Origin of the sequence: Amycolatopsis methanolica 239 (assembly GCF_000739085.1) — a bacterium.
Classification (GTDB): Bacteria; Actinomycetota; Actinomycetes; order Mycobacteriales; family Pseudonocardiaceae; genus Amycolatopsis_E; species Amycolatopsis_E methanolica.
This window is the reverse complement of the sequence record NZ_CP009110.1, coordinates 4,901,511-4,926,045: the sequence shown is the minus strand read 5'-3', so window position 1 is coordinate 4,926,045 and position 24,535 is coordinate 4,901,511. Positions and strand designations below refer to the sequence as shown.

General features: G+C 72.7%; 22 protein-coding genes and 6 pseudogenes. 16 read left to right on the top strand and 12 right to left on the bottom strand.

Annotation, left to right across the window (positions count from 1 at the left end; all coding sequences use genetic code 11):
• Positions 1–24: 24 nt before the first annotated feature.
• Together dut and AMETH_RS23975 are read left to right on the top strand one after the other, a co-directional pair.
• Positions 25–507, top strand: coding sequence for a dUTP diphosphatase (dut, locus tag AMETH_RS23980; protein ID WP_026153312.1), 483 nt, complete (start codon positions 25–27; stop codon positions 505–507).
• Positions 507–1,163, top strand: coding sequence for a DUF3710 domain-containing protein (locus tag AMETH_RS23975; protein WP_017983707.1), 657 nt, complete (start codon positions 507–509; stop codon positions 1,161–1,163). The genes dut and AMETH_RS23975 overlap by 1 nt, the downstream gene beginning before the upstream one ends.
• A gap of 193 nt (positions 1,164–1,356) precedes the next feature.
• On the opposite strand, the gene AMETH_RS23970 is transcribed toward AMETH_RS23975, so the two are convergent.
• Positions 1,357–2,052: an alpha/beta fold hydrolase gene (locus tag AMETH_RS23970; protein ID WP_017983706.1), complete on the bottom strand. Its 696-nt coding sequence runs from the start codon at positions 2,050–2,052 to the stop codon at positions 1,357–1,359.
• A gap of 115 nt (positions 2,053–2,167) precedes the next feature.
• Between AMETH_RS23970 and AMETH_RS23965 the strand changes: the two genes are divergently transcribed.
• Together AMETH_RS23965 and AMETH_RS23960 are read left to right on the top strand one after the other, a co-directional pair.
• Positions 2,168–2,545, top strand: a complete 378-nt coding sequence (locus tag AMETH_RS23965; protein ID WP_026153310.1) for an OB-fold nucleic acid binding domain-containing protein — start codon at positions 2,168–2,170, stop codon at positions 2,543–2,545.
• A 12-nt stretch (positions 2,546–2,557) separates the two neighbouring features.
• Positions 2,558–3,316 (top strand): DUF3159 domain-containing protein, encoded by a 759-nt coding sequence (locus AMETH_RS23960; protein ID WP_410468212.1) that lies wholly within the window; start codon positions 2,558–2,560, stop codon positions 3,314–3,316.
• A gap of 87 nt (positions 3,317–3,403) precedes the next feature.
• Here the strand turns inward: AMETH_RS23960 and AMETH_RS37280 are convergent.
• The 3 genes and pseudogenes from AMETH_RS37280 to AMETH_RS23950 form a co-directional block, all read right to left on the bottom strand.
• Positions 3,404–3,607, bottom strand: a pseudogene (locus tag AMETH_RS37280) (IS481 family transposase); the annotation flags it as partial.
• 128 nt (positions 3,608–3,735) lie between these two features.
• Complete coding sequence (locus tag AMETH_RS23955; RefSeq protein ID WP_017983702.1) at positions 3,736–4,392, bottom strand: potassium channel family protein; 657 nt, start codon at positions 4,390–4,392, stop codon at positions 3,736–3,738.
• Positions 4,392–5,057 carry a potassium channel family protein gene (locus tag AMETH_RS23950; protein WP_017983701.1) on the bottom strand — a complete coding sequence of 222 codons (666 nt, stop codon included), beginning with the start codon at positions 5,055–5,057 and terminating at the stop codon, positions 4,392–4,394. The genes AMETH_RS23955 and AMETH_RS23950 overlap by 1 nt, the downstream gene beginning before the upstream one ends.
• Before the next feature lie 104 nt (positions 5,058–5,161).
• Between AMETH_RS23950 and AMETH_RS23945 the strand changes: the two genes are divergently transcribed.
• Genes AMETH_RS23945 through AMETH_RS41680 form a run of 3 tightly spaced genes read left to right on the top strand, consistent with a single transcriptional unit; the run spans position 5,162 to position 9,503 of the window.
• Positions 5,162–7,192: an APC family permease gene (locus tag AMETH_RS23945; RefSeq protein WP_017983700.1), complete on the top strand. Its 2,031-nt coding sequence runs from the start codon at positions 5,162–5,164 to the stop codon at positions 7,190–7,192.
• On the top strand, positions 7,189–8,385 hold the full coding sequence (locus tag AMETH_RS23940) for a class I SAM-dependent RNA methyltransferase (RefSeq protein ID WP_017983699.1): 1,197 nt from the start codon (positions 7,189–7,191) through the stop codon (positions 8,383–8,385). Before AMETH_RS23945 ends, AMETH_RS23940 begins: the two co-directional genes overlap by 4 nt.
• Before the next feature lie 41 nt (positions 8,386–8,426).
• A complete protein-coding gene (locus AMETH_RS41680) occupies positions 8,427–9,503 on the top strand; it encodes a DUF2786 domain-containing protein (protein ID WP_038533439.1) in 1,077 nt (358 codons plus the stop codon).
• 805 nt (positions 9,504–10,308) lie between these two features.
• On the opposite strand, the gene AMETH_RS23930 is transcribed toward AMETH_RS41680, so the two are convergent.
• From AMETH_RS23930 to AMETH_RS23920, 3 genes are read right to left on the bottom strand one after another with little or no spacing between them, the layout of a single operon-like run.
• Positions 10,309–11,055, bottom strand: coding sequence for a succinate dehydrogenase/fumarate reductase iron-sulfur subunit (locus AMETH_RS23930; protein ID WP_017983697.1), 747 nt, complete (start codon positions 11,053–11,055; stop codon positions 10,309–10,311).
• Positions 11,052–12,980: a fumarate reductase/succinate dehydrogenase flavoprotein subunit gene (locus AMETH_RS23925; RefSeq protein ID WP_017983696.1), complete on the bottom strand. Its 1,929-nt coding sequence runs from the start codon at positions 12,978–12,980 to the stop codon at positions 11,052–11,054. Before AMETH_RS23925 ends, AMETH_RS23930 begins: the two co-directional genes overlap by 4 nt.
• Positions 12,977–13,669, bottom strand: coding sequence for a succinate dehydrogenase cytochrome b subunit (locus AMETH_RS23920; RefSeq protein ID WP_017983695.1), 693 nt, complete (start codon positions 13,667–13,669; stop codon positions 12,977–12,979). Before AMETH_RS23920 ends, AMETH_RS23925 begins: the two co-directional genes overlap by 4 nt.
• A 71-nt stretch (positions 13,670–13,740) precedes the next feature.
• On the opposite strand from AMETH_RS23920, the gene AMETH_RS23915 reads away from it, so the two are divergent.
• Positions 13,741–14,661, top strand: a complete 921-nt coding sequence (locus AMETH_RS23915) for a LysR family transcriptional regulator (RefSeq protein WP_017983694.1) — start codon at positions 13,741–13,743, stop codon at positions 14,659–14,661.
• A 390-nt stretch (positions 14,662–15,051) separates the two neighbouring features.
• Entirely contained in the window at positions 15,052–16,968 is a 1,917-nt protein-coding gene (gene dxs, locus AMETH_RS23910) for a 1-deoxy-D-xylulose-5-phosphate synthase (protein WP_017983693.1), read from the top strand.
• 171 nt (positions 16,969–17,139) lie between these two features.
• On the opposite strand, the pseudogene AMETH_RS23905 reads toward dxs, so the two are convergent.
• The 4 genes and pseudogenes from AMETH_RS23905 to AMETH_RS38800 form a co-directional block, all read right to left on the bottom strand.
• A pseudogene (locus AMETH_RS23905) lies at positions 17,140–17,735 on the bottom strand (formylglycine-generating enzyme family protein).
• Positions 17,732–18,016, bottom strand: coding sequence for a Rossmann-fold NAD(P)-binding domain-containing protein (locus AMETH_RS23900; protein WP_209436804.1), 285 nt, complete (start codon positions 18,014–18,016; stop codon positions 17,732–17,734). The pseudogene AMETH_RS23905 and the gene AMETH_RS23900 overlap by 4 nt, the downstream one beginning before the upstream one ends.
• The gene (locus tag AMETH_RS39330; RefSeq protein ID WP_017983691.1) at positions 17,995–18,231 is read right to left on the bottom strand and encodes a DUF305 domain-containing protein; all 237 of its coding nucleotides are present in this window, start codon (positions 18,229–18,231) and stop codon (positions 17,995–17,997) included. Before AMETH_RS39330 ends, AMETH_RS23900 begins: the two co-directional genes overlap by 22 nt.
• A 174-nt stretch (positions 18,232–18,405) precedes the next feature.
• On the bottom strand, positions 18,406–18,816 hold the full coding sequence (locus AMETH_RS38800) for a hypothetical protein (RefSeq protein WP_157628489.1): 411 nt from the start codon (positions 18,814–18,816) through the stop codon (positions 18,406–18,408).
• Between AMETH_RS38800 and AMETH_RS23885 the strand changes: the two are divergent.
• The 5 genes and pseudogenes from AMETH_RS23885 to AMETH_RS40750 all read left to right on the top strand — a co-directional run.
• Positions 18,808–19,527 (top strand): annotated as a pseudogene (locus AMETH_RS23885) (sigma-70 family RNA polymerase sigma factor); the annotation flags it as partial. The gene AMETH_RS38800 and the pseudogene AMETH_RS23885 sit on opposite strands and share 9 nt — an antisense overlap.
• A gap of 235 nt (positions 19,528–19,762) precedes the next feature.
• A pseudogene (locus AMETH_RS40760) lies at positions 19,763–19,978 on the top strand (DUF1996 domain-containing protein); the annotation flags it as partial.
• A 340-nt stretch (positions 19,979–20,318) separates the two neighbouring features.
• Positions 20,319–20,438, top strand: a pseudogene (locus AMETH_RS41675) (hypothetical protein); the annotation flags it as partial.
• A gap of 47 nt (positions 20,439–20,485) precedes the next feature.
• Positions 20,486–20,854 (top strand): hypothetical protein, encoded by a 369-nt coding sequence (locus tag AMETH_RS39325; protein WP_017983688.1) that lies wholly within the window; start codon positions 20,486–20,488, stop codon positions 20,852–20,854.
• A gap of 23 nt (positions 20,855–20,877) precedes the next feature.
• Positions 20,878–21,150, top strand: a pseudogene (locus tag AMETH_RS40750) (sigma factor); the annotation flags it as partial.
• Between the two features lie 1,060 nt (positions 21,151–22,210).
• Here the strand turns inward: AMETH_RS40750 and AMETH_RS23865 are convergent.
• The gene (locus AMETH_RS23865) at positions 22,211–22,627 is read right to left on the bottom strand and encodes a hypothetical protein (RefSeq protein WP_038533428.1); all 417 of its coding nucleotides are present in this window, start codon (positions 22,625–22,627) and stop codon (positions 22,211–22,213) included.
• An 82-nt stretch (positions 22,628–22,709) separates the two neighbouring features.
• Between AMETH_RS23865 and AMETH_RS23860 the strand changes: the two genes are divergently transcribed.
• Together AMETH_RS23860 and AMETH_RS23855 are read left to right on the top strand one after the other, a co-directional pair.
• A complete protein-coding gene (locus AMETH_RS23860; protein ID WP_017983685.1) occupies positions 22,710–23,387 on the top strand; it encodes a response regulator transcription factor in 678 nt (225 codons plus the stop codon).
• A complete protein-coding gene (locus tag AMETH_RS23855; protein ID WP_017983684.1) occupies positions 23,384–24,523 on the top strand; it encodes a sensor histidine kinase in 1,140 nt (379 codons plus the stop codon). The genes AMETH_RS23860 and AMETH_RS23855 overlap by 4 nt, the downstream gene beginning before the upstream one ends.
• The last annotated feature ends 12 nt before the right edge of the window (positions 24,524–24,535 follow it).

The window sequence follows — 24,535 nt, the reverse complement described above, 5'->3', positions numbered from 1 at the left end:
GCCTCCAGGGTAGTCTCGCCGCCCGTGTCCCCCGTGCAGGTCCTGCTCACCCGGCTCGATCCGGGCGTCCCGATCCCGTCCTACGCAAGGCCCGGCGACGCCGGCGCCGACCTGGTGACCACCACCGACGTCGTGCTGGCGCCCGGCGAGCGGGTGCTGGTCGGCACCGGCGTGGCGATCGCGCTGCCGCCTGGCTACGCCGGGTTCGTGCACCCGCGCTCCGGCCTGGCCGCGCGCACCGGGCTGTCCGTCGTGAACACGCCGGGCACCATCGACTCGGGCTACCGCGGGGAGATCAAGGTGTGCCTGGTCAACCACGACCGCAGCGAGCCGATCCGGCTCGCGCGGGGGGACCGGATCGCGCAGCTGGTGGTCCAGCGCGTGGAGACGGCGGAGTTCGTGGAGGTCGCGGAGCTGGCGGCGACGGAACGCGGGGCGGGCGGGTACGGCTCGACCGGCGGGCATGCGACGCTGACCGGGAATCCCGGGGAAGGAACGAGGGAGTAGTGGGCATCTTCGGACGCAAGAAGCGGGGCCGCCACGCGATGGCCGACCCCGGCGAGTCCTGGGACCCGGACATCGCCGAGGAGCCGGAGGAGGAACCGGAGCCGGAGCCGGAGGCCACCGACGGGCCGTTCGACATCGCCGACGCGCCGGAGGACGGCAGGCCGCGGATCGACCTCGGCTCGGTGCGGGTCCCGGTGCCCGACGGCACCCAGGTGCAGGTCGAGATGGACCCGCAGGCCGGTGGGGTGCGCGCGGTGCACGTGGTGACGGCGCACGGCCAGGTCACGGTGAGCGCCTACGCGGCGCCGCGGTCCGGCGGGCTGTGGCGCGAGGTGGTCGGCGAGCTCACCGAGCAGCTGCGCAACGACGGCGCCAAGGTCGCGCCGGGCCAGGGTGAGTGGGGGCCGGAGCTGTCCGCGCTCATCGGCGACGTGGCGCTGCGGTTCGTCGGGGTCGACGGGCCGCGCTGGATGCTGCGCGGCGTGATCGCGGGCCCGCAGTCGATGGCGGCCGAGGCGCCCGCCGTGCTGCGCGACATCGTCCGGGGCACGATCGTCGACCGCGGCGACGCGCCGATGCCGGTGCGCACTCCGCTGCCGATCACGCTGCCGGAGGCGGTCGCCGAGCACATCGCGCAGCAGCAGGGCCAGCAGTAGGCAAGCACTCGGTGGTCGCGGGAGCGCGCGCCAGGGTGCGTGCTCCCGCCTTGTCCGATCGGGTTCCCCGCCGGGATGGTGAACATCGCCGCGGAGGCCGACCGATTCGACCGACAGCCGCGGCGTACCCGCCGCGGGGCGCGAGCTTGTGAAGCGCTGCCGTGCGACTCTGCTCGCCGCCGCGGTGCGGGCCTCAGCCGCCCGCCTGGAGCCACGCCAGCAGCGCGGCGCGGCCCAGTGACTCGTGGTCGGCGCCGAGCGCGGTCAGCGTGGTCTCCTGGACCACGGCGCGGGGAAGCGCTTCCGCCCAGGCGTGCGCCACCGCGACCGGGTGGACCGGATCGTCGGTGCACGCGGCGATGCCGACCGGGACGTCCAGTCCGGCCAGCGCGTCCAGCGTCGGCGCGGCGTGGGCCGCCGCGACGCGCAGGCTCGCCGCCAGGCCCTCCCCGTGCCGCCGCCAGGCCCTCGTCAGCTCGGCGGCGAGCCAGGGTGCCACTCCGGCCGTCGCGAGCCGCAGCGCCTCCGTCAGTCCGCGCGAGTCGACCAGGTCGGCGGAGGCGCGCGCGGCGAGCGAGGCAGGCGCGTCGCCCGGACGACCGCACCAGGCCGGCATCGCGAGCAGCAGGCCGGCGCATCGGCCGGGGTTGCGGACCGCCCATTCGGCCGCCAGGTGCGCGCCGAGGGAGATGCCTCCGGCGAGCACCGGGCCCTCGGTCGCCGCTTCGTCGAGTGACGCGAGCAGGCCTGCTGTCACAGCGGTGCCGCCCGGCGGTGCGGGGGTCCGTGTGCGTATGCCGAACGCACCCAGTGGACCTGCGAAAACAGACCGGACGAACACCTCGTCCGAGCCCGTCCCCGGTAGCAGGACGGCGGCCGGTTCCGGCATTGCGGACGTCACGTTGCGATCTTGCCGCAAAGCGGTTGTGCTGGCCCCCACGAGGTTAGGCTGGATGACGTACGGGCCGTTCAAGTCGGGGGCCCCGGAACAGGAGCAGACGCCTATGTCCGCCAAAGACGGCGGCTATTTCAGCCGGCTGGTGCGCAAGCTGACCAGCGACGTCGAGGAACTCGACGCTGATGATCTGTCCGAAAAATCCGAGGCAGGCGGCGCGCGACGAGCATGCGACTGCCGGTCGGGCGAAGAGGTGACCGTCCTCGGGCGGTTGCGCAGCGTGGAGCTGTGTCCCACGAAAGAGGCGGCGACACTGCGTGCCGAGTTGTTCGACGGCACGGAGGGCGTGACGCTAGTCTGGCTGGGACGGCGCCGCATCCCGGGCATCGAACCGGGCCGGACCATCAAGGTCCGGGGACGCATGGCCGAGCGAGACGGCCAGAAGGTGCTGTACAACCCGTTCTACGAGCTGCAGACGACCTCCTGAGTTGGTAACCGCGTGACTGAACCCGCCCGTCCAGGCGACAAGACCGATCCGCACCCCGCCGCGAACGGGGCCGAGCCTGGGCGGGCGGGTGAGCGGCCCGAGCCCACGATGCTGGAACAGATGGGTGGGGTGTCCGGCCTCGTCTACTCCTCCGTGCCGATCGTGGTGTTCGTGCTCGCGAACTCGTTCTTCGGGCTCACGGTGGGCATCTGGAGCGCCGTCGGCAGCGCCGCGCTGATCACGATCGTGCGCCTGGTGCGCCGCGAGTCGCTGCAGCCGGCCATCTCCGGACTGTTCGGCGTCGGCATCGGCGCGTTCATCGCCTACCGCACCGGGTCCGCGAAGGGCTTCTTCCTGTTCGGGATCTGGGCGAGCCTCGTCTACTGCGGCGTGTTCGTGCTGTCCGTGGTGGTGCGCTGGCCGCTGGCGGGCGTGATCTGGAACTTCCTCAACGGCACCGGCACCGCGTGGCGCCGGGACAAGCCGTCCCGCCTCGGCTACGACGTCGCCACCCTGGCGCTGGCCGCGGTGTTCGGCGCGCGGTTTGTGGTGCAGCGGTGGCTGTACGAGGCCGACTACACCGGGTGGCTGGCGTTCGCGAAGATCGTCATGGGCTGGCCGCTGTACGGGCTGGCGCTGCTGGTCGTCGTGTGGGCCGTGCGCCGCTCCGACAAGCGCCTCAAGGAGATCGAGGAGGCCCGCGTCGCCGAGGAGGCGGACGCCGAGGCCCGCCTCCGCCTGAAGTACGGCCAGCCGCCGCAGGAGGCCTAGCGCGCCTGGTCCGCCTCCGCGCGCGTGCCGGTGAGCAGCCGGTCCTCGGGCGCTGGTAACCCAGTGCCCGAGTAGCCCAGCGCCCTACTCGTCGGGTAGGACCTCGCTGTAGGCCGGCCGCGAGTGATCGTCGACGAGTGAGTGGACGTAGTCATAGCCGATCGGGTTGTCGCGACGTTCGCGAGTTCGACCGATCTCGCGGCCGTGCGCCCGCCAGCCACCGCCGTCGGGGATCTTGCCGAGCGTCTTGACATCCATATGGACCACCTCGCCTGGGCGGTCGCGTTCGTAGCTCGGGCAGTAGCGTGGGACACGAGAACCTCCGAGTTGGAGTGGGCCTTAGACAAGCCACATCCCATTCGGAGGGTTCTCGTTCGTTCAACCAGGCTCGCCGCTACCAACGTCTCGGCCGGGTACACCTAGTAACCCAGCGCCTTGCGGATGTCGTTCTCGACCTCCGCGTTGGCCACGAACAGCAGTTCGTCGCCCGGCTCCAGCGGGTCCTCCGGCTGCGGCACGATCACCCGGTCGCCGCGCAGGATCGTCACCAGCGCGGCGTCCCGCGGCAGCGCCAGGTCGCTCACCGGGCGGCCGGCCAGCGGGGTCTGGTCGGGCAGGGTCAGCTCGACCAGGTTGGCCTGCCCCTGCCGGAACGTCAGCAGCCGCACCAGGTCGCCGACGCTGACCGCCTCCTCGACCATCGCGGCCAGGATCCGCGGCGTCGACACGGCGACGTCCACACCCCACGCATCGGTGTAGAGCCACTCGTTCGCCGGGTTGTTCACCCGCGCCACGACCCGCCGCACCGCGAACTCGGTCTTCGCGAGCAGCGACACGACCAGGTTCACCTTGTCGTCACCGGTCGCGGCGATCACCACGTCGCAGCGCTCGATGCCGGAGTCCTCCAGCGTCGAAACCTCGCACGCGTCGCCGAGCACCCAGTCGGCCTGCTCGACGGTGTCCGGCTCGAACTGCCCGGCCTGCCGCTCGATCAGCATGACCTGGTGGCCGCCGTCGATCAGCTCCTTGGCGATCGACCGGCCAACCGCGCCTGCTCCCGCGATCGCGACCCGCATCAGGCTTCCTCCTCCGGCGCACGCGCCGCGGTGCTCGTCACGTCGCCGACGGTTCCGGACCTCGCGGCCACGTAGACCAGGTCGTCCGCCTGCAACACCGTCTTGGAATCGGGCAGAACGGGCGTGCCGAACCGCATGATGAACGCGACCCGCGCGCCGGTCGACTCCTGCAGCTCGTTGACGCTGCGGCCGACCCAGCCCTCGTGCAGCGGCAGCTGCAGCACCGCGACGTTACCGCTGGGGTCCCGCCACGCCGAGGCCACCCCGTCGGGCAGCAGCGTGCGCAGGAACCGGTCGGTCGTCCACGGCACGGTCGCCACGGTGGGGATGCCCAGCCGCTCGTAGACCGCCGCCCGCTTCGGGTCGTAGATGCGGGCCACGACGTGCTCGACGCCGAAGTTCTCCCGCGCCACCCGCGCCGAGATGATGTTCGAGTTGTCGCCGCTGGACACCGCGGCGAAGGCGCCCGCCTTCTCGATGCCCGCGTCGATCAGCACCTGCCGGTCGAAGCCCATGCCCAGCACCTGCTGGCCGTGGAAGTCGCTGCCGAGCCGCCGGAACGCCTCCTGCGCCTTGTCGATCACCGCGACCTCATGACCCAGGCGCTCGAGGGCCGCGGCCAGGGACGCGCCCACCCGGCCGCACCCCATGATCACCACGTGCACGTCACTGCCTCCTGTGTGTCACCCGAACGGCGGTTACCCGGTAGATGCCGACGCAGAACCTACCTTGTCCGGCCCCCTCGCGGACCCGCCCGTACCCTTCTGACGTGTCGAAGATTGCGACCGCCACCAAACGGCTGCTCGTCGGCCGTCCGTTCCGGAGCGACCGGCTCTCCCACACCCTGCTCCCGAAGCGGATCGCGCTGCCGATCTTCGCGTCGGACGCGCTCTCGAGCGTCGCGTACGCGCCCGAGGAGATCTTCCTGACGCTGAGCGTCGCCGGGCTGTCGGCCTACGCCTACTCGCCGTGGATCGGCGTCGCCGTCGCGGTGGTCATGCTGGTCGTGGTGGCTTCCTACCGCCAGAACGTGCACGCCTACCCCAGTGGTGGCGGCGACTACGAGGTCGCCAGCACCAACCTCGGCGGCAGATTCGGCCTGACCGTGGCGAGCGCGCTGCTGGTCGACTACGTCCTCACCGTCGCGGTGTCGACGTCGTCCGGCGTGGCCAACATCGGGTCGGCGATCCCGTTCGTGGCCGAGCACAAGGTGCTCAGCGCGGTGATCATCGTGGTGGTCCTGACCTCGATCAACCTGCGCGGCGTGCGCGAGTCCGGCAAGGCCTTCGCGATTCCGACATACGGGTTCATCATCGGCATTCTGGGCATGGTCCTGTGGGGTCTCTTCGAGGCGGTCCGCGGCACGCCGATGCGCGCCGAGAGCGCGGATTTCGACCTGCACGCCGAGGCGTCCTTCACCGGCTTCGCGTTCGTCTTCCTCATCGCCCGCGCGTTCTCCTCCGGCGCGGCGGCGCTGACCGGCGTCGAGGCGATCAGCAACGGCGTGCCCGCCTTCCGCAAGCCGAAGTCCAAGAACGCGGCCACCACGCTGCTGATGATGGGCCTGCTCGCGGTGACGATGCTGCTGGGCATCATCACGCTGGCGATCCTCACCGACGTCAAGTTCGCGGAGGACCCGGCGACCCAGCTGAGCGGCACCCCGGAGGGTTACCAGCAGAAGACGATCGTCGCCCAGATCGCGCAGGCGGTGTTCCCGCACTTCGAGCCCGCCTTCTACTACATCTCCTTCAGCACCGGCATCATCCTGCTGCTGGCCGCGAACACCGCCTTCAACGGATTCCCGGTGCTGGCCTCGATCCTCGCGCAGGACCGGTTCCTGCCGCGCCAGCTGCACACCCGCGGCGACCGGCTGACCTTCTCCAACGGCATCCTGTTCCTGGCCGCGTTCGCGCTGGTCCTGATCATCGCGTTCGACGCCGAGGTCACCAAGCTGATCCAGCTCTACATCGTGGGCGTGTTCGTGTCGTTCACGGTGAGCCAGGCCGGCATGCTGCGGCACTGGAACCGGCTGCTGTCCCGCGAAACCGATCCGCTGGCCCGGCGGCGGATGCGCCGTTCGCAGACGGTCAACGCGATCGGCCTGACGATGACCGGCACCGTGCTGATCATCGTCTTGATCACGAAGTTCTTGCTCGGCGCGTGGATCGCGATCGCCGCGATGGTGGCGATCTACCTGCTGATGACCGCGATCCGCAAGCACTACGACCGGGTGTCCGAGGAGCTGGCCGCGCTGGACGGCAGCCCGACCGTGCTGCCTTCGCGCAACCACGCGATCGTGCTGGTCTCCAAACTGCACCTGCCGACCATGCGCGCCCTCGCCTACGCGAAGGCCATGCGGCCGGACGTCCTGGAGGCCGTGACGGTCAACGTGGACGACTCCGAGACGCGGCAGCTGACCGCCGACTGGGAGGCCAAGGGCTTCAAGGTCCCGCTGAAGGTCGTCGAGTCGCCGTACCGCGAGATCACGCGCCCGGTGCTGGACTACGTCAAGCGCGTGCGCGGCGACAACCCGCGTGACGTGGTCACCGTGTTCATCCCCGAGTACGTCGTCGGGCACTGGTGGGAGCAGCTGCTGCACAACCAGAGCGCGCTGCGGCTCAAGGGACGGCTGCTGTTCCAGCCGGGTGTGATGGTCACCAGCGTGCCGTGGCAGCTGGCGTCCTCGGCCAAGGCGGTGCGGCGCGCGTCGCGGGCCCGCCCGGCGGCCGGTGACGTGCGGCGTGGCTTCTTCGGGGACGGGGCGTCCCGCACCGGGGCCGGCAAGGACGGCGGGAAGTGACCGGACAGGACTGGACCGGCCGGATCCTGGAGCTCGAAGTGGGACCCGTCGCCCACGGCGGGCACTGCGTGTCCCGGGTGGACGGCCGGGTCGTGTTCGTCCGGCACGCGTTGCCCGGCGAACTGGTGCGCGCCGAGGTGACCGAGGACAAGGGCGGATCGTTCTGCCGCGCGGATGCGGTGGAGGTCCTCCGCGCGGCGCCGGAACGGGTCGATCCCCCGTGCCCGCTCGCCGTGCCGGGACAGTGCGGCGGCTGCGACTGGCAGCACGCGACGCCGGAGTTCCAGCGGGAGCTCAAGGGCCGCGTGGTCGTCGAGCAGCTGCAGCGGCTGGCCGGGCTGGACTGGCCGGTCGAGGTCGAGGAGCTGCCCGGGGGCGCGCTGGGCTGGCGGTCGCGGGTCCGGCTCGTCGCCGGACCGGACGGGCGGGCCGGGTTGCGGGCGCACCGCAGCCACCGGGTCGTGGCGCTGGAGAAGTGCCCGATCGCGGCGCCGGGCGCGCTGGACCGGGCGTTGTCGCGGCGGTGGCAGCCGGGCACGGAGATCGAGGTGACCAGCGACGGGGACGGCCACGTGCACGCCCGTGAGCTGGCGACCGTGCGGGGCAAGCGCCGGGCGCGGCAGCTGGCCGGCGGGGAGGCGGTGCAGCACGCGGCGGGCCGGGACTGGCGGCTGCAGGCCCACGGGTTCTGGCAGGTGCACCCCGCGGCGGCGGATATGTTCGCGTCGGTGGTGCGGGAATGGGCGCGGGCGTCGCCCGGGGAGCTGGCCTGGGACCTCTACGCCGGGGTCGGGTTGTTCGCATCGGTGCTGGCCGCGCAGGTCGGTGTGACCGGGCACGTGGTGGCGGTCGAGTCGGGGCAGCGCGCGGTGAGCGACGGCGAGCGGAACCTGGCGGACCTACCGCAGGTGAGCTGGCGGGCGGGCCGGACGGAGCACGTGCTGCGGTCGCTGTCCGGGCAGCCGGTGGTCGTGGTGCTGGACCCGCCGCGGTCGGGGGCGGGGCGCGAGGTGGTCCAGGCGGTGGCGGCGGCTTCGCCCGAGCGGGTGGTGTACGTGGCGTGTGATCCGGCGGCGCTGGCCCGGGATGTCGCGACCTTCGGCGAGTCGGGGTATCGGCTGGACCGGTTGCGGGCGTTCGACGCTTTCCCGATGACCCACCACGTGGAGTGCGTGGCGCTGCTGGTGCGCTGACGTGCCCGGAATTGTCGGTGGCCTCCGGCATGATGCGGGGCATGGCCGAGTCCACTGTAGAAACGTTCGCCGTCCTGCTGTGCGATGCCGCCCAGCGGCGGCTGGGTGAGCTCGCGGCGCGGGAGCTGGCCGGCCCGCGCTACGACGCGCGGCTGATCGATCGGGCGGCGGAGCTGGCGCTGCGGGAGGTGCTGGCCCGGTTGTGGCGGACCGGCTGGCAGCCGGGTGACGTGCACCAGATCGCGTTGCGGCGGCTGGACCGGCGGGGGGTGGCGCTGACCTCGGACGTGCTCGCCGGGTGCGGCGGCGCCGAGCGGCCGTTGCTGGAGCGGTGGTCGGAGCAGCACGGCGTGGAGCGGGTGGCGGCGTTGCTCGTGGTGCTGTCGGTGCTGGAGGTGCTGCTGCCCCTGCCGCGGTTGCCGGAGGTGCCGGTCGCGGCGGAGCGGGCGGGCGTGGACGAGAAGGTGCTGGCGCGGATCCGGGCGCTGCTGGCGAAGGCGGAGTCGACGTCGTTCGCCGAGGAGGCGGAGGCGCTGTCGGCGAAGGCGCAGCAGCTGATGAGCCGGTACTCGTTCGAGCAGGCGCTGGTGGACGCGCCGGGGCCGAGGGCGGGTGCGGCGCGGCGGTTCTGGCTGGAGCAGCCGTACCTCGGCCCGAAGTCGTCGCTGGTGACGGCGGTCGCGACGGCCAACCGGTGCCGGGCGGCGTTCTACGCCAAGCTGGGGTTCGTGGTGCTGGTCGGCCACGAGGTGGACCTGGACCTGGTGGAGTTGCTGTCGACGTCGCTGCTGGTGCAGGCGAACGAGGCGATGCTGGCCGCCGGCCGAGGCGCGCGGACCCGCTCGTTCCGGCACGCGTTCCTGCTCGCCTACGCGACGCGGATAAGCGAACGCCTGACGGACGCCGACCGTGCGGCGGGGGCGGAGTTCGCGGACGCGCGGCTGCTCCCGATCCTCGCCCGGCGGCGCCGGGAGGTGGACACGCTGTTCGTCGAGCTGTTCCCGCACACGACAAACCGCAGGACGACCATCAGCAACACCGAAGGCTGGACAGCAGGCCGAGAAGCCGCCAACCACGCACGACTGACAGTGGAGCGAGCCCAGATGGAGGCGGGTTAGGACGATTTGCCTCTGGGGGAGCTTCGCGGCGTTCAATTCCCGGGTGCGGTTCCCCTGAATCAACGGTTGAGGAGCGGGCGGCCGAGGCGGGGTGCCCACGCGCGGGCCGCCGGGAGCCGCACGCGGTTCGTCCGGAGGACGCTGCCCGGGGTGTGGCTCGCTTGGGGTGCGGCTCGCTTGGGGTGCTGCTGGTCGGCAGCGCTGAGGGCTGCACGCGCCGCCCTCGGCGCTGCCGCCCTGCTCACGCGCGGCGTTTTCCGCCCCTGGCCGCGCTCCTCCCGCCCCGCGGCGCTCCCGCCGCTGCGCCGCTGCTGTCGCCCCTCCTGCCCGGCTCAGGCCCCATGCCGCCGCGCGGCGCTTCTGCTCCTGGCCGCGGTCCTCGCGCCCCGGCGGCGCTGTCGCGCCCCCGAACGGCCGCATCCCACGCCCCTGCGCCCTGCGCCCCACGTGCTGCCTCGCCCCGCGCCCGACGCCCCGCGCGCCGCCGTGCGTCCTGGCCGAGCCCCTCCCGCCCGGCCGTGGGCCACTCTCCTGCGCCGCCCGCGCTGCGGCGCCCCACACAGTCGCGTCCGACGCCGCCGTTCCCCGCGTGCTGCCGTTCCCCGGGCCGCTGCGCCCCGCGCCCCGCGCGTGCTGCCGTTCCGCGCGCCGCTGGGCCCCGTTCCCCGCACCGCCGCACGTCGCCCCGTCAGGCCCGCCCGCACGTCGCCCTGCCCGTGCGCCGCCTCGGCCGCGCTGCCGCCGCGTGTCTCGGGCCGCCCCGCTCCCGGCCGCGCCCGACATCGCCGCTCCGCCCGCCGCGGAATCACCCGGACCGCAGCGCCGCTCCCAGTACGTCCCTGTTCAGGCGGCCGATCGTGTCCAGGGGGATCCCCTTCGGGCACACCACCGTGCACTCGCCGCTGTTCGTGCAGCCTCCGAAGCCCTCTGCGTCCTGCGCGGCGACCATCGACACCGCCCGCGCCGGCCGCTCCGGCTCGCCCTGCGGGAGGACCCCCAGGTGCGTCGCCTTGGCGGCGGTGAACAGCATGGCCGAACCGTTCGGGCACGCCGCCACACACGCGCCGCAACCGATGCACGCCGCCGCTTCGAACGCCATGTCCGCGGCCGGTTTCGGCACCGGCGTGGCGTGGGCTTCGGGCGCGCTCCCGGTCGGCGCCGTGATGTACCCGCCCGCTTCGATGATCCGGTCCAGCGCCCCACGATCCACCACGAGGTCCTTCACCACCGGAAAAGCCCGCGCCCGCCACGGCTCCACCGTCACGGTCTGCCCGTCCGCGAAGTGCCGCAGGTGCAGCTGGCACGTGGTGGTCGCCGCCTGCGGGCCGTGCGGCGTGCCGTCGATGACGACCCCGCACGCCCCGCAAATGCCTTCCCGGCAGTCGTGGTCGAACGCCACCGGTTCGTCGCCCGCGGCGGTGAGGCGCTCGTTCAGCACGTCGAGCACCTCCAGGAACGACATGTCCGGCGACAGGCCGTCCACCTCGTACCGCACCAGCCCACCGCGGTCCGCCGCGTCCTTCTGCCGCCAGATCTTCAACACGAGTTTCACGAGTAGCTCCGCTGGCTGGGTGTGACATGGTCGAACGACAACGCCTCGCGGTGCAGCACCGGCGGCCGTCCGACCCCGGTGAACTCCCACGCGGCCACGTACGAGAACGCCGCGTCGTCGCGCCGGGCCTCGCCGTCGGCGGTCTGGCTCTCCTCCCGGAAGTGCCCACCGCAGGATTCCGTGCGGTGCAACGCGTCCAGGCACATCAGCTCCGCCAGTTCCAGGAAGTCCGCGACCCGCCCGGCCTTCTCCAGCGACTGGTTCAGCGCAGCCCCCGAACCCGGCACCCGCAGCCGTGACCAGAACTCCACGCGCAGCGCCGGAATCAGCTCCAGCGCCTTCCGCAGCCCCGTCTCGTTGCGGCTCATCCCGCAGTGCTCCCACAGCACCGCGCCCAGTTCGCGGTGGAAGTCCTCCGCGGACCGGTCCCCGTCCACGGCCAGCAGCCGCGCGATCCGGTCCTCGACCTCCGCCTGCGCCCCGGACACGTCGCCGACCGCCGGGAAGGGGCCGTCGGCCAGGTAGTCGCCGATCGTCGTGGGCAGCACGAAATACCCATCCGCGAGGCCCTGCATCAGCGCGCTCGCCCCGAGCCGGTTCGCGCCGTGGTCGGAGAAATTCGCCTCGCCGATTACGAACAGGCCGGGGATGGTGCTGTGCAGGTCGTAGTCGACCCACAGCCCGCCCATCGTGTAGTGCACGGCCGGGTAGATGCGCATCGGCACTCGGTACGGGTCGTCCCCGGTGATCCGCTCGTACATCGCGAACAGGTTGCCGTAGCGGGACTCCACACCGTCCCGGCCGAGCCGCTCCAGCGCGTCCGCGAAGTCCAGGTACACCCCAAGCCCGCCGGGCCCGACCCCGCGGCCCGCGTCGCACACGCTTTTCACCGCGCGGGAGGCGATGTCGCGCGGCACGAGGTTGCCGAACGCCGGGTACCGGCGCTCCAGGAAGTAGTCCCGCTCCGCCTCCGGGATCTGCGACGGCGGCCGGGTGTCGCCCGCCGCGACGGGCACCCACACCCGCCCGTCGTTGCGCAGCGACTCGCTCATCAACGTCAGCTTCGACTGGTGTCCGCCGCTGACCGGGATGCACGTCGGGTGGATCTGCGTGAAGCACGGGTTCGCGAACAGCGCGCCCCGCCGGTGCGCACGCCAGATCGCGGTCGCGTTGCAGCCCTTGGCGTTCGTGGACAGGTGGAAGGCGTTGCCGTACCCGCCGGTGGCCAGCACCACCGCGTCCGCGACGTGGGTGGAGATCTCGCCGGTGACCAGGTTGCGCACCACGACCCCACGTGCGCGGCCGTCCACCACGACGAGATCGAGCATTTCGGTGCGCGGATGCGTCGCGATCCGTCCAAGATGGATCTGCCGCGCCATCGCCTGGTAGGCGCCGAGCAGCAGTTGCTGCCCGGTCTGTCCCCGGGCGTAGAAGGTGCGGGACACCTGCGCGCCGCCGAACGACCGCGTGTCCAGCAGCCCGCCGTATTCCCGCGCGAAGGGCACGCCCTGCGCGACGGCCTGGTCGATGATCCGCACGCTCAGCTCCGCCAGACGGTGCACATTGGACTCCCGCGCCCGGAAGTCGCCGCCCTTGACGGTGTCGTAGAAGAGCCGGTGGACGCTGTCGCCGTCGCCGCGGTAGTTCTTGGCCGCGTTGATCCCGCCCTGCGCGGCGATGCTGTGCGCGCGGCGCGGGCTGTCCTGGTAGCAGAACGAGCGGACCTGGTAGCCCAGTTCGGCCAGGGTGGCCGCGGCGGACGCGCCGGCCAGTCCGGTGCCGACGACGATGATCGAGAGCCGGCGCCGGTTGGCGGGGTTGACCAGGCGGGCGGTGAACCGCCGCCGTTCCCAGCGCTGTTCGAGTGGGACGTCCGGCGCGCGGGTCTCGGAGATCGGGGTTCCTTCGACGAACACGGTGCTCACCCGGCCAATCCGGTGACGACGGCGAACGGGACGGACAGGTACCCGGCGGTGACGGCGACGGCGACGCCGAGCGCGACGCCCTGCGCGGTGCGTCGCGCGGCGCCGGACGTGCCCAGGCTCTGCAGCGCGCTCCACAGCCCGTGCCGGATGTGGAACCCGAGCGTGACCACGGCCAGCGTGTAGACCAGCGTCACGTACCAGAGCCGGAAGTCGGCGATGACGTTGTCGTGCACCGCGCCCGGTACGCCGTTCGGGTTGAGGTGCCCGGTGGTCAGGTCGAGCACGTGGTAGACGACGAACAGCGCGAGGATCACCCCGCCCCAGCGCATGGTGCGCGCCGCGTAGTCGCCTTGGACGCGGCCGCGGCGGGCGTACCGGACCGGTCGGGCGGCGCGAGCGCGGCGCGCCAGACGAGCCGCGGTGACGGCGTGCAGCACGACGCAGAAGACCAGCCCGGCGCGGAGTATCCAGAGGGACCCGGAGTGTCCGAGGACGCTGTCCAGGATCGTGCGCAGCCAGGCCGCGTAGTGGTCGAAGCTCGCCGTGGACACGAAGAACTTCAGGTTGCCCAGCATGTGCGCGACGACGAAGAGCAGCAGGAGCAGGCCGGTCACGGCCATGATCGCCTTCTGCCCGACGGTCGAGGACCACAGCCGGCGTGGTGGTGCGGAACGTTCGAGAAGGGCCACGTCGGCAGCGTGCGGCCCACAGTGGCGAGTCGTCCAATATATCGAAGTGCTGGAAACGATAGCCTGAAGTTATGACGCTGCAGCAGCTGCTGTACTTCCTGGCCGTGGCCGAGACGCGGCACTTCACGCGCGCCGCGGAGCGCACGTATGTGGCGCAGCCCTCACTGAGCAAGCAGGTCCGCGCGCTGGAGGACGAGCTCGGCGCGCCGCTGTTCAGCCGGGCGCGGGGCAACGTCACGCTGACCCCGGCCGGCGAGGCGCTGCTGCCGATCGCGCGGCGCATCGTCGCCGACGTGGACACCGCGCGGCTGGAGGTCGCCGAGCTGGTCGGACTGCGCCGCGGACGGGTCCGGGTGGGCGCGACGCCGAGCCTGTGCGTCACGGTGTTCGCCGACGTGCTGCACCGCTTCCACCGCGAATACCCGGGCATCGAGCTGGTGGTGGAGGAGAGCGGTTCGAAGGATCTCGTGCGGGCGCTGACGCACGGTGAGCTGGACCTGGCGGTGCTGATCGCGTCCGGGGAGGAGGCGGCGCTGACGTCGGTGCCGCTGCTGCGGGAGCGGCTGGTGGTGGCCTCACCCGCCGGCGTGGACCTGGGCGGGGACGTCCGGCTGGCGGAGCTGCGCGACCGGCCGCTGGTGATGTTCCGGGAGGGCTACGACCTGCGGGACACCACCCTGCAGGCCTGCCGCGCCGCCGGGTTCACGCCGGTGTTCGCGGCGCAGGGTGGGGAGATGGACGCCGTGCTGAGGTTCGTTGAGGTGGGGCTCGGGGTCGCGGTGGTGCCGAGCCTGGTGCTCGCCGGGCGGCCTGCGCTGCGCGGGACGCCGCTGACCGCGCCGGAGATCACCCGCACCATCGCGCTGGCCCAGCGGACGGACGTGGCGCCGACCAACGCGGCGCGCGCGTTCCGCGAGACGCTGCTCACGCACCTCGACGAGCTGCACCGGGCCGGGAGTCTGCCGGCCGGGGTGGAGCTGGCCGGGCGGTGAGGCGTCGGGCGGGGAGGTGGCTGGGGGGGGCAGGGCGGATGTCGCGGTGTGCGGCGGTGCCCTCGCGGGACGTGGCCCCTGAGCTGGACCAGCGAGCCCGGCGCGCCGCGACGCCACCCACACCAGTCTTGATCGGTTCACCAATCCCGTGGCCTGATGTAACGCCACGCCTGGCCGGACCCGATCTCACGGGATGTCACCACGTGCGCGCCCCCGGTGCGTCATGTCAGTGAGACAGTGTTCACACGGTTGCGGCAGCGGCCGGCACCTTCTCACCGCGTGATCAGTGACCCGGAACGCGCGGGGCGGCCGGAGGACTACGGTTCTCCGTAGACTGACTGGACGCGCCCTGGCGGGCAGGGCGAGGTATCTATGCGGGTGAGGTGGAAAGTGACGCTGCTGGAGTCCGTGCACGGACCGGCCGACCTGAAGCGCATGGGACACGGCCAGCTCGAGCACCTGGCGGGCGAGATCCGCGACTTCCTGGTCGACAAGGTCCGCCGCTCCGGCGGCCACCTCGGCCCGAACCTCGGCGTGGTCGAGCTGACCCTGGCGCTGCACCGGGTGTTCGACTCGCCGAAGGACGCGATCGTCTGGGACGTCGGTCACCAGTGCTACGTGCACAAGATCGTGACCGGCAGGCACACCGAGTTCGACCTGCTGCGCCAGCAGGGCGGGCCGTCGGGCTATCCGTCCCGTGAGGAGAGCGAGCACGACCTGGTGGAGAACAGCCACGCCTCCACCGCGCTGTCCTATGTGGACGGCCTGTCGAAGGCGTTCGAGCTCGCCGGCGGCGGGCGGCACGCGGTCGCGGTCGTCGGGGACGGCGCGCTGACCGGCGGCATGTGCTGGGAGGCGCTGAACAACATCGCCGCCGAGCCGGGCCGTCCCGTGGTGATCGTGGTCAACGACAACGGCCGGTCCTACTCGCCGACGATCGGCGGGTTCGCCGAGCACCTGGCCTCGCTGCGGCTGCAGCCGGGCTACGAGCGCATGCTCGACGGCGGGCGCGAGCTGCTGCTCAACACGCCGGTGGTGGGCAAGCCGATCTACGCGGCGCTGCACGCGGCGAAGGCCGGCATCAAGGACGCGCTGAGCCCGCAGGAGATGTTCTCCGACCTCAAGCTGAAGTACCTCGGCCCGGTCGACGGCCACGACATCGCCGCGCTGGAGAAGGCGTTCCAGGCGGCGAAGGCGTTCGGCGGGCCGGTCGTCGTGCACGCGGTCACCGAGAAGGGTCACGGTTACCCGCCCGCGGTGAACCACGAGGCCGACCAGATGCACCAGACCGACCCGATCGACCCGGAAACCGGGCTGCCCAAGCCGAAGGGCCTGAGCTGGACCGCGGTGTTCGGGGACGAGCTGGCGCGCATCGGCGAGGAGCGCGAGGACGTCGTGGCGATCACCGCCGCGATGCTGCGCTCGACGGGGCTGCACGAGTTCGCCGAGCGGCACCCGGGCCGCTGGTTCGACGTGGGCATCGCCGAGCAGCACGCCATGACCTCGGCCGCCGGCCTCGCGATGGGCGGCATGCACCCGGTGGTCGCGGTGTACTCGACGTTCCTCAACCGGGCGTTCGACCAGCTGCTGATGGACGTCGCGCTGCACCGCCAGCCGGTCACGCTGGTGCTGGACCGGGCCGGCATCACCGGGCCGGACGGGCCGAGCCACCACGGCATGTGGGACCTGTCGCTGCTGGGCATGGTGCCCGGCATCCGGGTCGCCGCGCCGCGCGACGCGCAGACGCTGCGCGAGGAGCTGCGGGAGGCGGTGGCGGTGTCCGACGGGCCGACCGCGCTGCGGTTCTCCAAGGGCAGCGTCACCGAGTCGGTGCCCGCGGTGGAGCGGACCGGTGTGATCGACGTGCTGCGGCGGCCGCGGGAAGGCGCGGGGGCCGACGTGCTGCTGGTCGCGGTGGGCGCGTTCGCGCCGCTCGGGCTGGCCGCTGCCGAACGGCTGGCCGACCAGGGCATCGGCGTGACCGTCGTCGACCCGCGGTGGGTGCTGCCGGTGCCGCGCGAGCTGGTCGGCCTGGCGAGTGAGCACCGGCTGGTCGTGACGGTCGAGGACAGCGGCAGGCACGGCGGTTTCGGCAGCGCGCTGGCATCCGTGCTGCGGGACGCCGAGTGCGACGTGCCGCTGCGCGACCTGGCCGTGCCGCAGGAGTTCCTGCCGCACGCTTCGCGCGAAGAGGTGCTCGCCAGCGTCGGCCTGACGGCGCAAGACGTCGCGCGGCGCGTGACGGAGTGGGCGTCGAACCTGATCGGCGAGGCGCAGCCCGCCGCGGCGGAGGCCCCGAGCGAGTGACACTGCGCGGGCCGCGCTCCGATGGGGCGCGGCCCGCGGCGGTGGATTCATTGGCGGAGAAGCACCGGCCCGGTGCCGGTGAGCAGCCCCGCGTGAGCGCGGCCATTTCCAGCGCACAGGCGGCACCACACTCGCTTAGACCAGCGCCAGCACGAGAGCCCGCGCGGCCGCTCAGCGGGAGCGGACCACGCGGAACCCGACATCGTCGCTGCGGTAGGACGGGTGGCTTCGGCGCCGGACGAGGCGCGGCAGCTCCAGCGCTCGTCGAACCAGCCGCCGCCGCGCAGGACGCGGTACGGGCCGTACACCTGGGCGTCGTAGACGTCCCAGCACCAGTCCCACGCGTTGCCGATCATGTCGTGCAACCCCCACGCGTTCGGGCGCTTCCCGCCGACCTCGTGGATCCGCTCGCCGGAATTGCCGCGGTGCCAAGCGATCTCGTCGAGGTCACCGTAACGCGGGCCGTCCGTTCCGGCGCGGCAGGCGTGCTCCCACTCCGCCTCGGTGGGCAGTCGGTAGCCTTCCGTGGCCCGGTCCCACTCCACGACAGCCCCGAACGAGTACACCGGGGACAGTCCCTCGTGGACGGACAACGCGTTGCAGAACCGCACCGCATCCGCCCACGTCACGCTCTCCACCGGAGTTCCGAGCCCCTGCGTCACATGGTGCGCCGCCATCCGGAAGGGCGCGACCTCGACGGATCAGCTCCGCTGCGTCCGCCGGTCGGACACCCTCACGCTCCCGCCCGGAACGGCGATCATCTTCATCCAGCGGATGCTACTGCCGGCCGCGGAACCTCCTCGCACCACTGGCGCAACGTCGTCGGGGTGGTGGCTTCCGGCGTACGTGGTTCCGCGTTGTCCAGGCCCGCGTTCTTGGCCACCGCCATGTCGACCATGGCCTGCGCCATCGCCTCGGACCAGCCCCGCTGCCGCAGGCTCGCCTTCAGCGCCTCGGCCGAGAGTTGCTCGAACCGCACCGGCCTGCCCAGCACGTCCGACATGATCTCCGCCACCTCCCGGTAGGTCAGGTCCCCCGGTCCGAGCACCGGCACCTCGCCATGCCCGCTCCACGAATCGTCGAGCAGCAGCCGGGCTGCGCCGCGCGCAGGCGGTTGGCGAAGACCCGCTCGAAGTCGGCTGCCGTCGGCGCGTCGCGCATCTCCACGAGCCAGCGCTGCTGGTCGGGCAGGGTCACGCCGCGCCGCCGGGCCAGGTCGCGCACCTGCACGTCGAGCCGCCCGTGGTCGACCATCAGCGTCATGCCGACGTCCTTGACGTGCTCGTCGCGGCGACAGCCCGGCCTGCCGGGCGCGGATCAGCAGATCGCGATCGGCGGCGCTCAATTCGGTCTGCGCGGTCACATTCCGTGGTACGGCCAATTGGACGAACAACAGGACCATCAGCATGGTCAGGAATCGTCTAGAGGCCGAACGCATCAGTTCGTCCCGGATCGCTCGCAGCCCTGCACTTCGTTCCCGTCCGGGCTGACCGGGAACCACGCGTCGCCGGATCCCAGCCCGCCCGTTTCCCCGGGCATTTCGTCGGGCCGGTAGCGGTACAGCGGGTGCCCGGCGAGCGTCACCTGGTCCGTGCGGTCGGCCCGGGTGAGGGATCCGACGAGCGTGGGGTCGATGCCGTGCAACTGTTGTGCCGCGGTCGCGGGCACGGGCTGCCACGTCCGGGTGCACGCGCTGTCACACGCGGACCGCGGCGAGGCGGTGGTGTCCTTGTCGTAGCGGTACAAGGTGAATCCCGCGCCGTCGACCACGATGCGGCCGAGGTCGGCGCGGCCTCCGCCGCGGGAACGGACTGGGGCGGCAGCGGCGCGGGGGAGCCGGTGTCGCACGCGGTGATCACCGCGAGGACCACGCAACCGGTGGTCAGTGGTGTCAGCGCAGGGGATCGAGGCACGTCGGGACGCCTTCCTGGAATCCACAGTGGACGGAAAAGGTTCGGGTCGCGGGGGAACGACGACCTGGCCACCGCCCTCTACCGGGAGTTCGGCCGTCCCCTGCTCGCGTTCGTGATCACCCTGACCGGGGGTGACCGCCTGTGGGCCGGGGACGTCGTGCAGGAGACCCTGATCAGGGCCTGGCGCAACGCCGACAAGCTCGACCGGGAGCCGGAGATGCCGCGGGCGTGGCTGCACACCGTGGCCCGCCGCATCGTCATCGACGGTTGGCGCAGCCGCCGCGCGCGGCCCCAGGAGGTCGAGGAGCCCGACGCGAACTCCGTCGGGGTGCCGGACGAATCGGACAGGGCCCTGGCCGCGATGATGCTGTACGAAGCACTGCAGACCCTGTCCGCGGAGCACCGGGAGGCGGTCCTGCGCACCTACGTCCACGGCCGCACGGTCAACGAGGTGGCCGAGACGCTCGGTGTGCCGCCGGGGACCGTGAAGTCCCGGATCTACCACGCGGTGCGCGCGCTGCCGCTCGCTGCGGGAGCGGGGGTGAGCGGCATGGGCAAGCCGGCGCACACCGACATCGCCGCCTACGTCCTCGGTGTGCTCGACGATGCCGACAACGCGGTGTTCGAGGCGCACCTGCTGGACTGCCCGAACTGCCAGCTCGACGTCCTGGAGATGCACGAGCTGCCGGACCTGCTCGACGAGATCCGCCGCTACTGGCCGGAACCGCCGGTTCCCGCGCCGCGGGTGCTGGCGCCGACGCTCGACGAGGCCGCCGCGAGCCGCCGTCGCCGCACCCTGGTGCGCCGGGTGCTGGCCGTCGCGGCCATGCTGATCATCGCCGGCCCGCTGGTGACGCTGGCCGTCGTCCCGTCGCAGGCCCCGGCGCGGCTTCGTGGCCGTGCCGCAACTGCGCATCACGCTGGTCTACGACATCCCGCGCGACGTCCAGGTCGCCGGAAAGTACAAAGTGGACTCCTTCCCGGAGGAGAGCCACAACCCGCGGTCCGACCACGACGACTTCGCTAACGTGATGTCGCAACGGATCATGAACCGCCTCGTGTGGTGCGTCAACCGCGACCGCACCTGCGGCGGGTGAAAGAAGTCTGAACCGCGCGGTGGCGGCGGACGTGTGCATTGCGCCGGAAGCGAATTCCCCGAGAAGGAGACGACCATGACCGCGCGCATCGTCCTGCCCGCCGCCGGACTCGCCCTGCTCACCACGTGCGGGCAGGGCGAGCCCGGCCCGGCCGCCGCCCCGGTCGTGATCCAGCAGGCGGCCGCCGCCCAGCCCGCCGTCGGGCTGGGCGCGTCCAACGTCAACGGGCTCGGCCCGGTCCTCACCGATTCCAACGGCATGACCCACTACCGCTTCGACCGCGACCGCGCGGCCGCCCAAGTCCGCGTGCGCAGGCGAATGCGCCACCACCTGGCCGCCGGTGGTGGCGACCGGGGCGGTGGACGTGCGCGGGGTCGACGCGAAGCTCGTCGGCACGGTCGCGCGCGCCGACGGCACCCAGCAGGTCACGGTCAACGGCTGGCCGGTCTACCGCTACGCCAAGGACACCGTGGCCGGCGACGCCAAGGGCCAGGGCGTCGGCGGGACGTGGGCGGCGATCACGCCGACCGGGGCGAAGGCCGCCACCCCGGAGACCGCGATCCGCACCACCAACATCCCAGCCAGGACACCGTCCTCACCGACGGCGACGGCCGCACGATCTACCTGTTCACCAAGGACGGCAAGAACCCGCCGAAGACCACGTGCGAGGGTCAGTGCGCCACCACCTGGCCGCCGGTCGTGGCGCGCGGGGAGACCCGCATCGAGGGCGTCGACCCGAAGCTGGTGGGCACGGTGACCCGGCCGGACGGAACCGAGCAGGTCACCGTCGTCGGCACCTGGTTCGCCATCGAGACCAACGGCTGCAAGGTCGCCGCGGAGAAGAAACCACTCGCGGCCGCGCCGAGCAGTTACTGACCCCCAGCGAGGAGTGAGTGCGGATGCCGGTGCTACGCGCCGCGAAACGGACGGCGGTCGCCGACGAGGCCCTGATCCGGACGCTGTACGAGGAGCACGGGCGGGCGCTGCTCGCCTACGCCCACCGGCTCACCGGCGACCACGCCGCGGCCGAGGACGCCGTGCAGGAGACCCTGGTGTGGGCGTGGCGGCATCCGGACACCCTCGTCAACGGCAAGGGTTCGGTGCGCGGCTGGCTGCTGACGGTGGTGCGCAACATCGTCGCCGACCGGTTCCGCGCGAAGGCCGCCCGGCCGCCGCGGGGCCGCGGTCGGGGAGGTGGCCGGATGACGATCCACGATCCCGGAGCGCTCGCCGCTCACCTGCTTGAAGCGCTCGAGCACGAGGAGATGCGAGCGATGCAGCGGCACCTGAACTCCTGCCGTCGTTGCCAGGCCGAGGTGGCGTCCCTGCGGATGGCGCGCGCGGCCCTGGAGGTCGTCCCGCCGGAGGCGATGCTGGACGGGCCGCCCGACGGCGGGGACCTGCTGCTGCGGCGCACGCTCGGCCAGGTCCGCCGCGAACGCGACGCGCGGGTGCGGCGGAACCGGCTGGTGGACGGGGCGGCGGCGGTCGCGATCGCGCTGGGCGCGGGCGGCGTGGTGCTGGGCCGGACGACGGTGCCGCCCACGGTGACCGCGCAGGAGCCGGGCACGCGGACGGTGTCCGGCACGGACGCGATGACCGGCGCGACGATGTCCGTGGCGGTCCGGCCCGCCGCCGGGTGGGTCCGGCTGACGGCGTCCGTGGGCGGCATCCCGGCAGGCCAGAAGTGCCGCCTGGTGGTCGTCGCCCGCGACGGTTCGCGCGTCGAGGCGGGCAGCTGGCTGGTGTCCCCGGCCGGTGAACGGGACGGCACCGCGCTGGACGGCTTCGCGCTCGTGGCACCCGCCGAGGTGGCCGCGGTGGTGGTGGAAAACCTCGACGGGCGGCGGTTCGTGGAGGTGCCGGTCTAGACCACGCCGCGGGCTTGCCGGGGCAGCTCGCGCGGTGTCGGAGGGCTGGTCCGCCGGGCCGCTGGGGGAGCCCTGGCCGGGCCGTTGCGGCGGTGCGGGTGCCACGGGGGGCAGGTCGCGCCGGCCGTGCCAGAGGCGCCGCCGGCCGCTGGGGCGGCCTGCGTGGGCGCCGTCGAGGCGGCCCGGGGGGCCACCGCGGCCGCGGGGTGCCGGGGCGGTGCGGCCCGCAAGCGCTGCCCACCGAAGGCGTTCCGCACCGGTGCACCCGCTGGCCGCCACCGCCGGCCGGCCACTGCCGGGCGCCATTGCTGGCCGGCCACCGCCGGCGGCCGCCACCCGGCGCGGGTCGGGTCGGACCCTCTCAACCCGCTCGCGTGTAGACCAGTTCGAAGTCCGGTGACCAGTCCCCGCCCGGATCCTTCTTCTCCCACGAGCCGTCGATCCGGTAGCCGTCCGCGCTGAACACCCCGGTGAACCGCTGCGCGAAGTCCAGCGGCGTGAAGTCCGCAGCCTCCCGCAGCAGCGTCCACCGCCCGCCGTCGAAGGTCATGGCGTACAGGCGGCTCACCCCGCGCGAGTCGAAGTAGTGCTGGGTGTACCCGCCGTCCGCCGGGGCGACCAGCGACAGGCTGTCCGGCACCTCGGGCAGCGGCACCTCGGTGCGCTGCGCCAGGTAGGCGCCGCCCAGGATCCACTCGAACACCGACCGCGCGGGCGGCACGCCGGGGAACCCGACCTCGACCGTCCACTCGCCGACGAAGATCTCCAGATCGCTCATCCGGGCCACCCCCAGCCAGTCGCGCACAGCCAGGGTACCGCCGCCCAGGTAACTCTCAGGAAACTGTGGCACGGTTGTCTGCGTGCGAATTCTGGTTGTCGAGGACGAGGCGCCGCTGGCGGATGCGATCGCGCGCGGGCTGCGCCGGGAAGGCATGGCGGTGGACGTCGCCCTCACCGGCGACGAGGGGCACGAGAAGGCGAGCATCACGCGCTACGACGTGGTGCTGCTCGACCGCGACCTGCCCGGGATGTCGGGGGACGAGCTGTGCCGCCAGATCGTCTCCTCCGACGAGCTGACCCGCGTCCTCATGCTGACCGCCAGCGGCACGGTCTCCGACCGCGTCGAGGGCCTGTCCCTCGGCGCCGACGACTACCTGGCGAAGCCGTTCGCCTTCCCGGAGCTGGTCGCCCGCGTCCGCGCGCTCGGCCGCCGCGCCACCCCGGCCGCGCCGCCGCTGCTCACGGTCGGCGACGTCGAGCTCGACCCGGCCAAGCGCACCGTCCGCCGCGCGAGCGGCCCGGTCGACCTGACCCGCAAGGAGTTCGGCGTCCTGGAGGTCCTGATGTCCGCCAAGGGCGCGGTCGTCAGCAGCGAGGAGCTGCTGGAGCGGGTGTGGGACGAGAACGCCGACCCGTTCACCACGACCGTGCGGGTCACGGTGATGACCCTGCGCAAGAAGCTGGGCGAACCTGGAATCATCGAGACCGTGGTGGGATCCGGGTACCGGGCACGCGACACCGGCCCCGCGAAGGGGTGAGCTCGCGCTCGACACGCACGCCGGTGCGCAGCCTGCGGGCGCGCATCACGCTGCTCGCGACCGGGCTGGCGGCCGGCGTGAGCCTCGTGCTGCTCTGGCTGGCCTGGACGCTGGTCGGCGACGCCGTGGCGGCGGTGCCGCAGATGCCGCCGGGCACGGTCGTGCGCGTCGACGGCGTGAACGTGGACGCCGCCGCGCTGGCCACGCACCTGCGCGACCACGCGCGGGACAAGATGCTGCTCGCCGGGACAATCGCGTTCTGCTGCGTGGTGCTGGCCACCGCGATCCTGGCCTGGACGTTCACCTCGCGCGTGCTGCGCCCGCTGCGGGACATCACCGGCACCGCGCGGCGGTTGTCGGTCGAGTCGCTGGGCGAGCGCATCGGCGAGGTCGACGCGCGCGGTGAGCTGGCCGAGCTGGCGCAGACCTTCGACGCGATGCTCGACCGGCTGCAGTCGGCGTTCGAGGCGCAGCGGCACTTCGTCGCCAACGCCAGCCACGAGCTGCGCACCCCGCTGTCGGTGATCCGCACCGAGCTGGACGTCACGCTCGCCGACGACCAGGCCGACACCGCCGAGCTGCGCCGCATGGCCGGCGTGGTGCGGGACGCGACGGAGAGGGCCAACCAGCTCGTCGGGTCGCTGCTGCTGCTCGCCCGCACCGACGGCGCCGGGCTGGTGGTGACCGAGCCGGTCGACCTCGCCGCGCTGGTGGCGAGCGCGTGGCGGGCGGTGTCCGGAGAGGCCGACCAGCGCGGCCTCAAGACCACCTTCCACGTCGAGCCGGCGTGGACCACGGGCGATCCGGCGTTGCTGGAGCGCATCGCGGGCAACCTGCTGGAGAACGCCGTGCGGCACAACGTCGACGCCGGCTGGATCGAGGTCACCACCCAGGCCGGGGAGCAGTGGTCGACGCTGCGGGTGCGGTCCTCCGGCGGACTGGTCGACCCGCAGGCGGTGGACGAGCTGTTCGAGCCGTTCCGCCGCGCGGGCGTGGCGCGCACCGCCCGGCACGGGGCCGGTCTCGGGTTGTCGATCGTGCGCGCGGCGGTCGAGGCGCACGACGGGCTGGTCGGCGCGGAACCCGTGGTCGGCGGCGGGCTGTCCGTCACCGTCCGGCTGCCCGCGACGCGCTGAGTTACGGTGCTG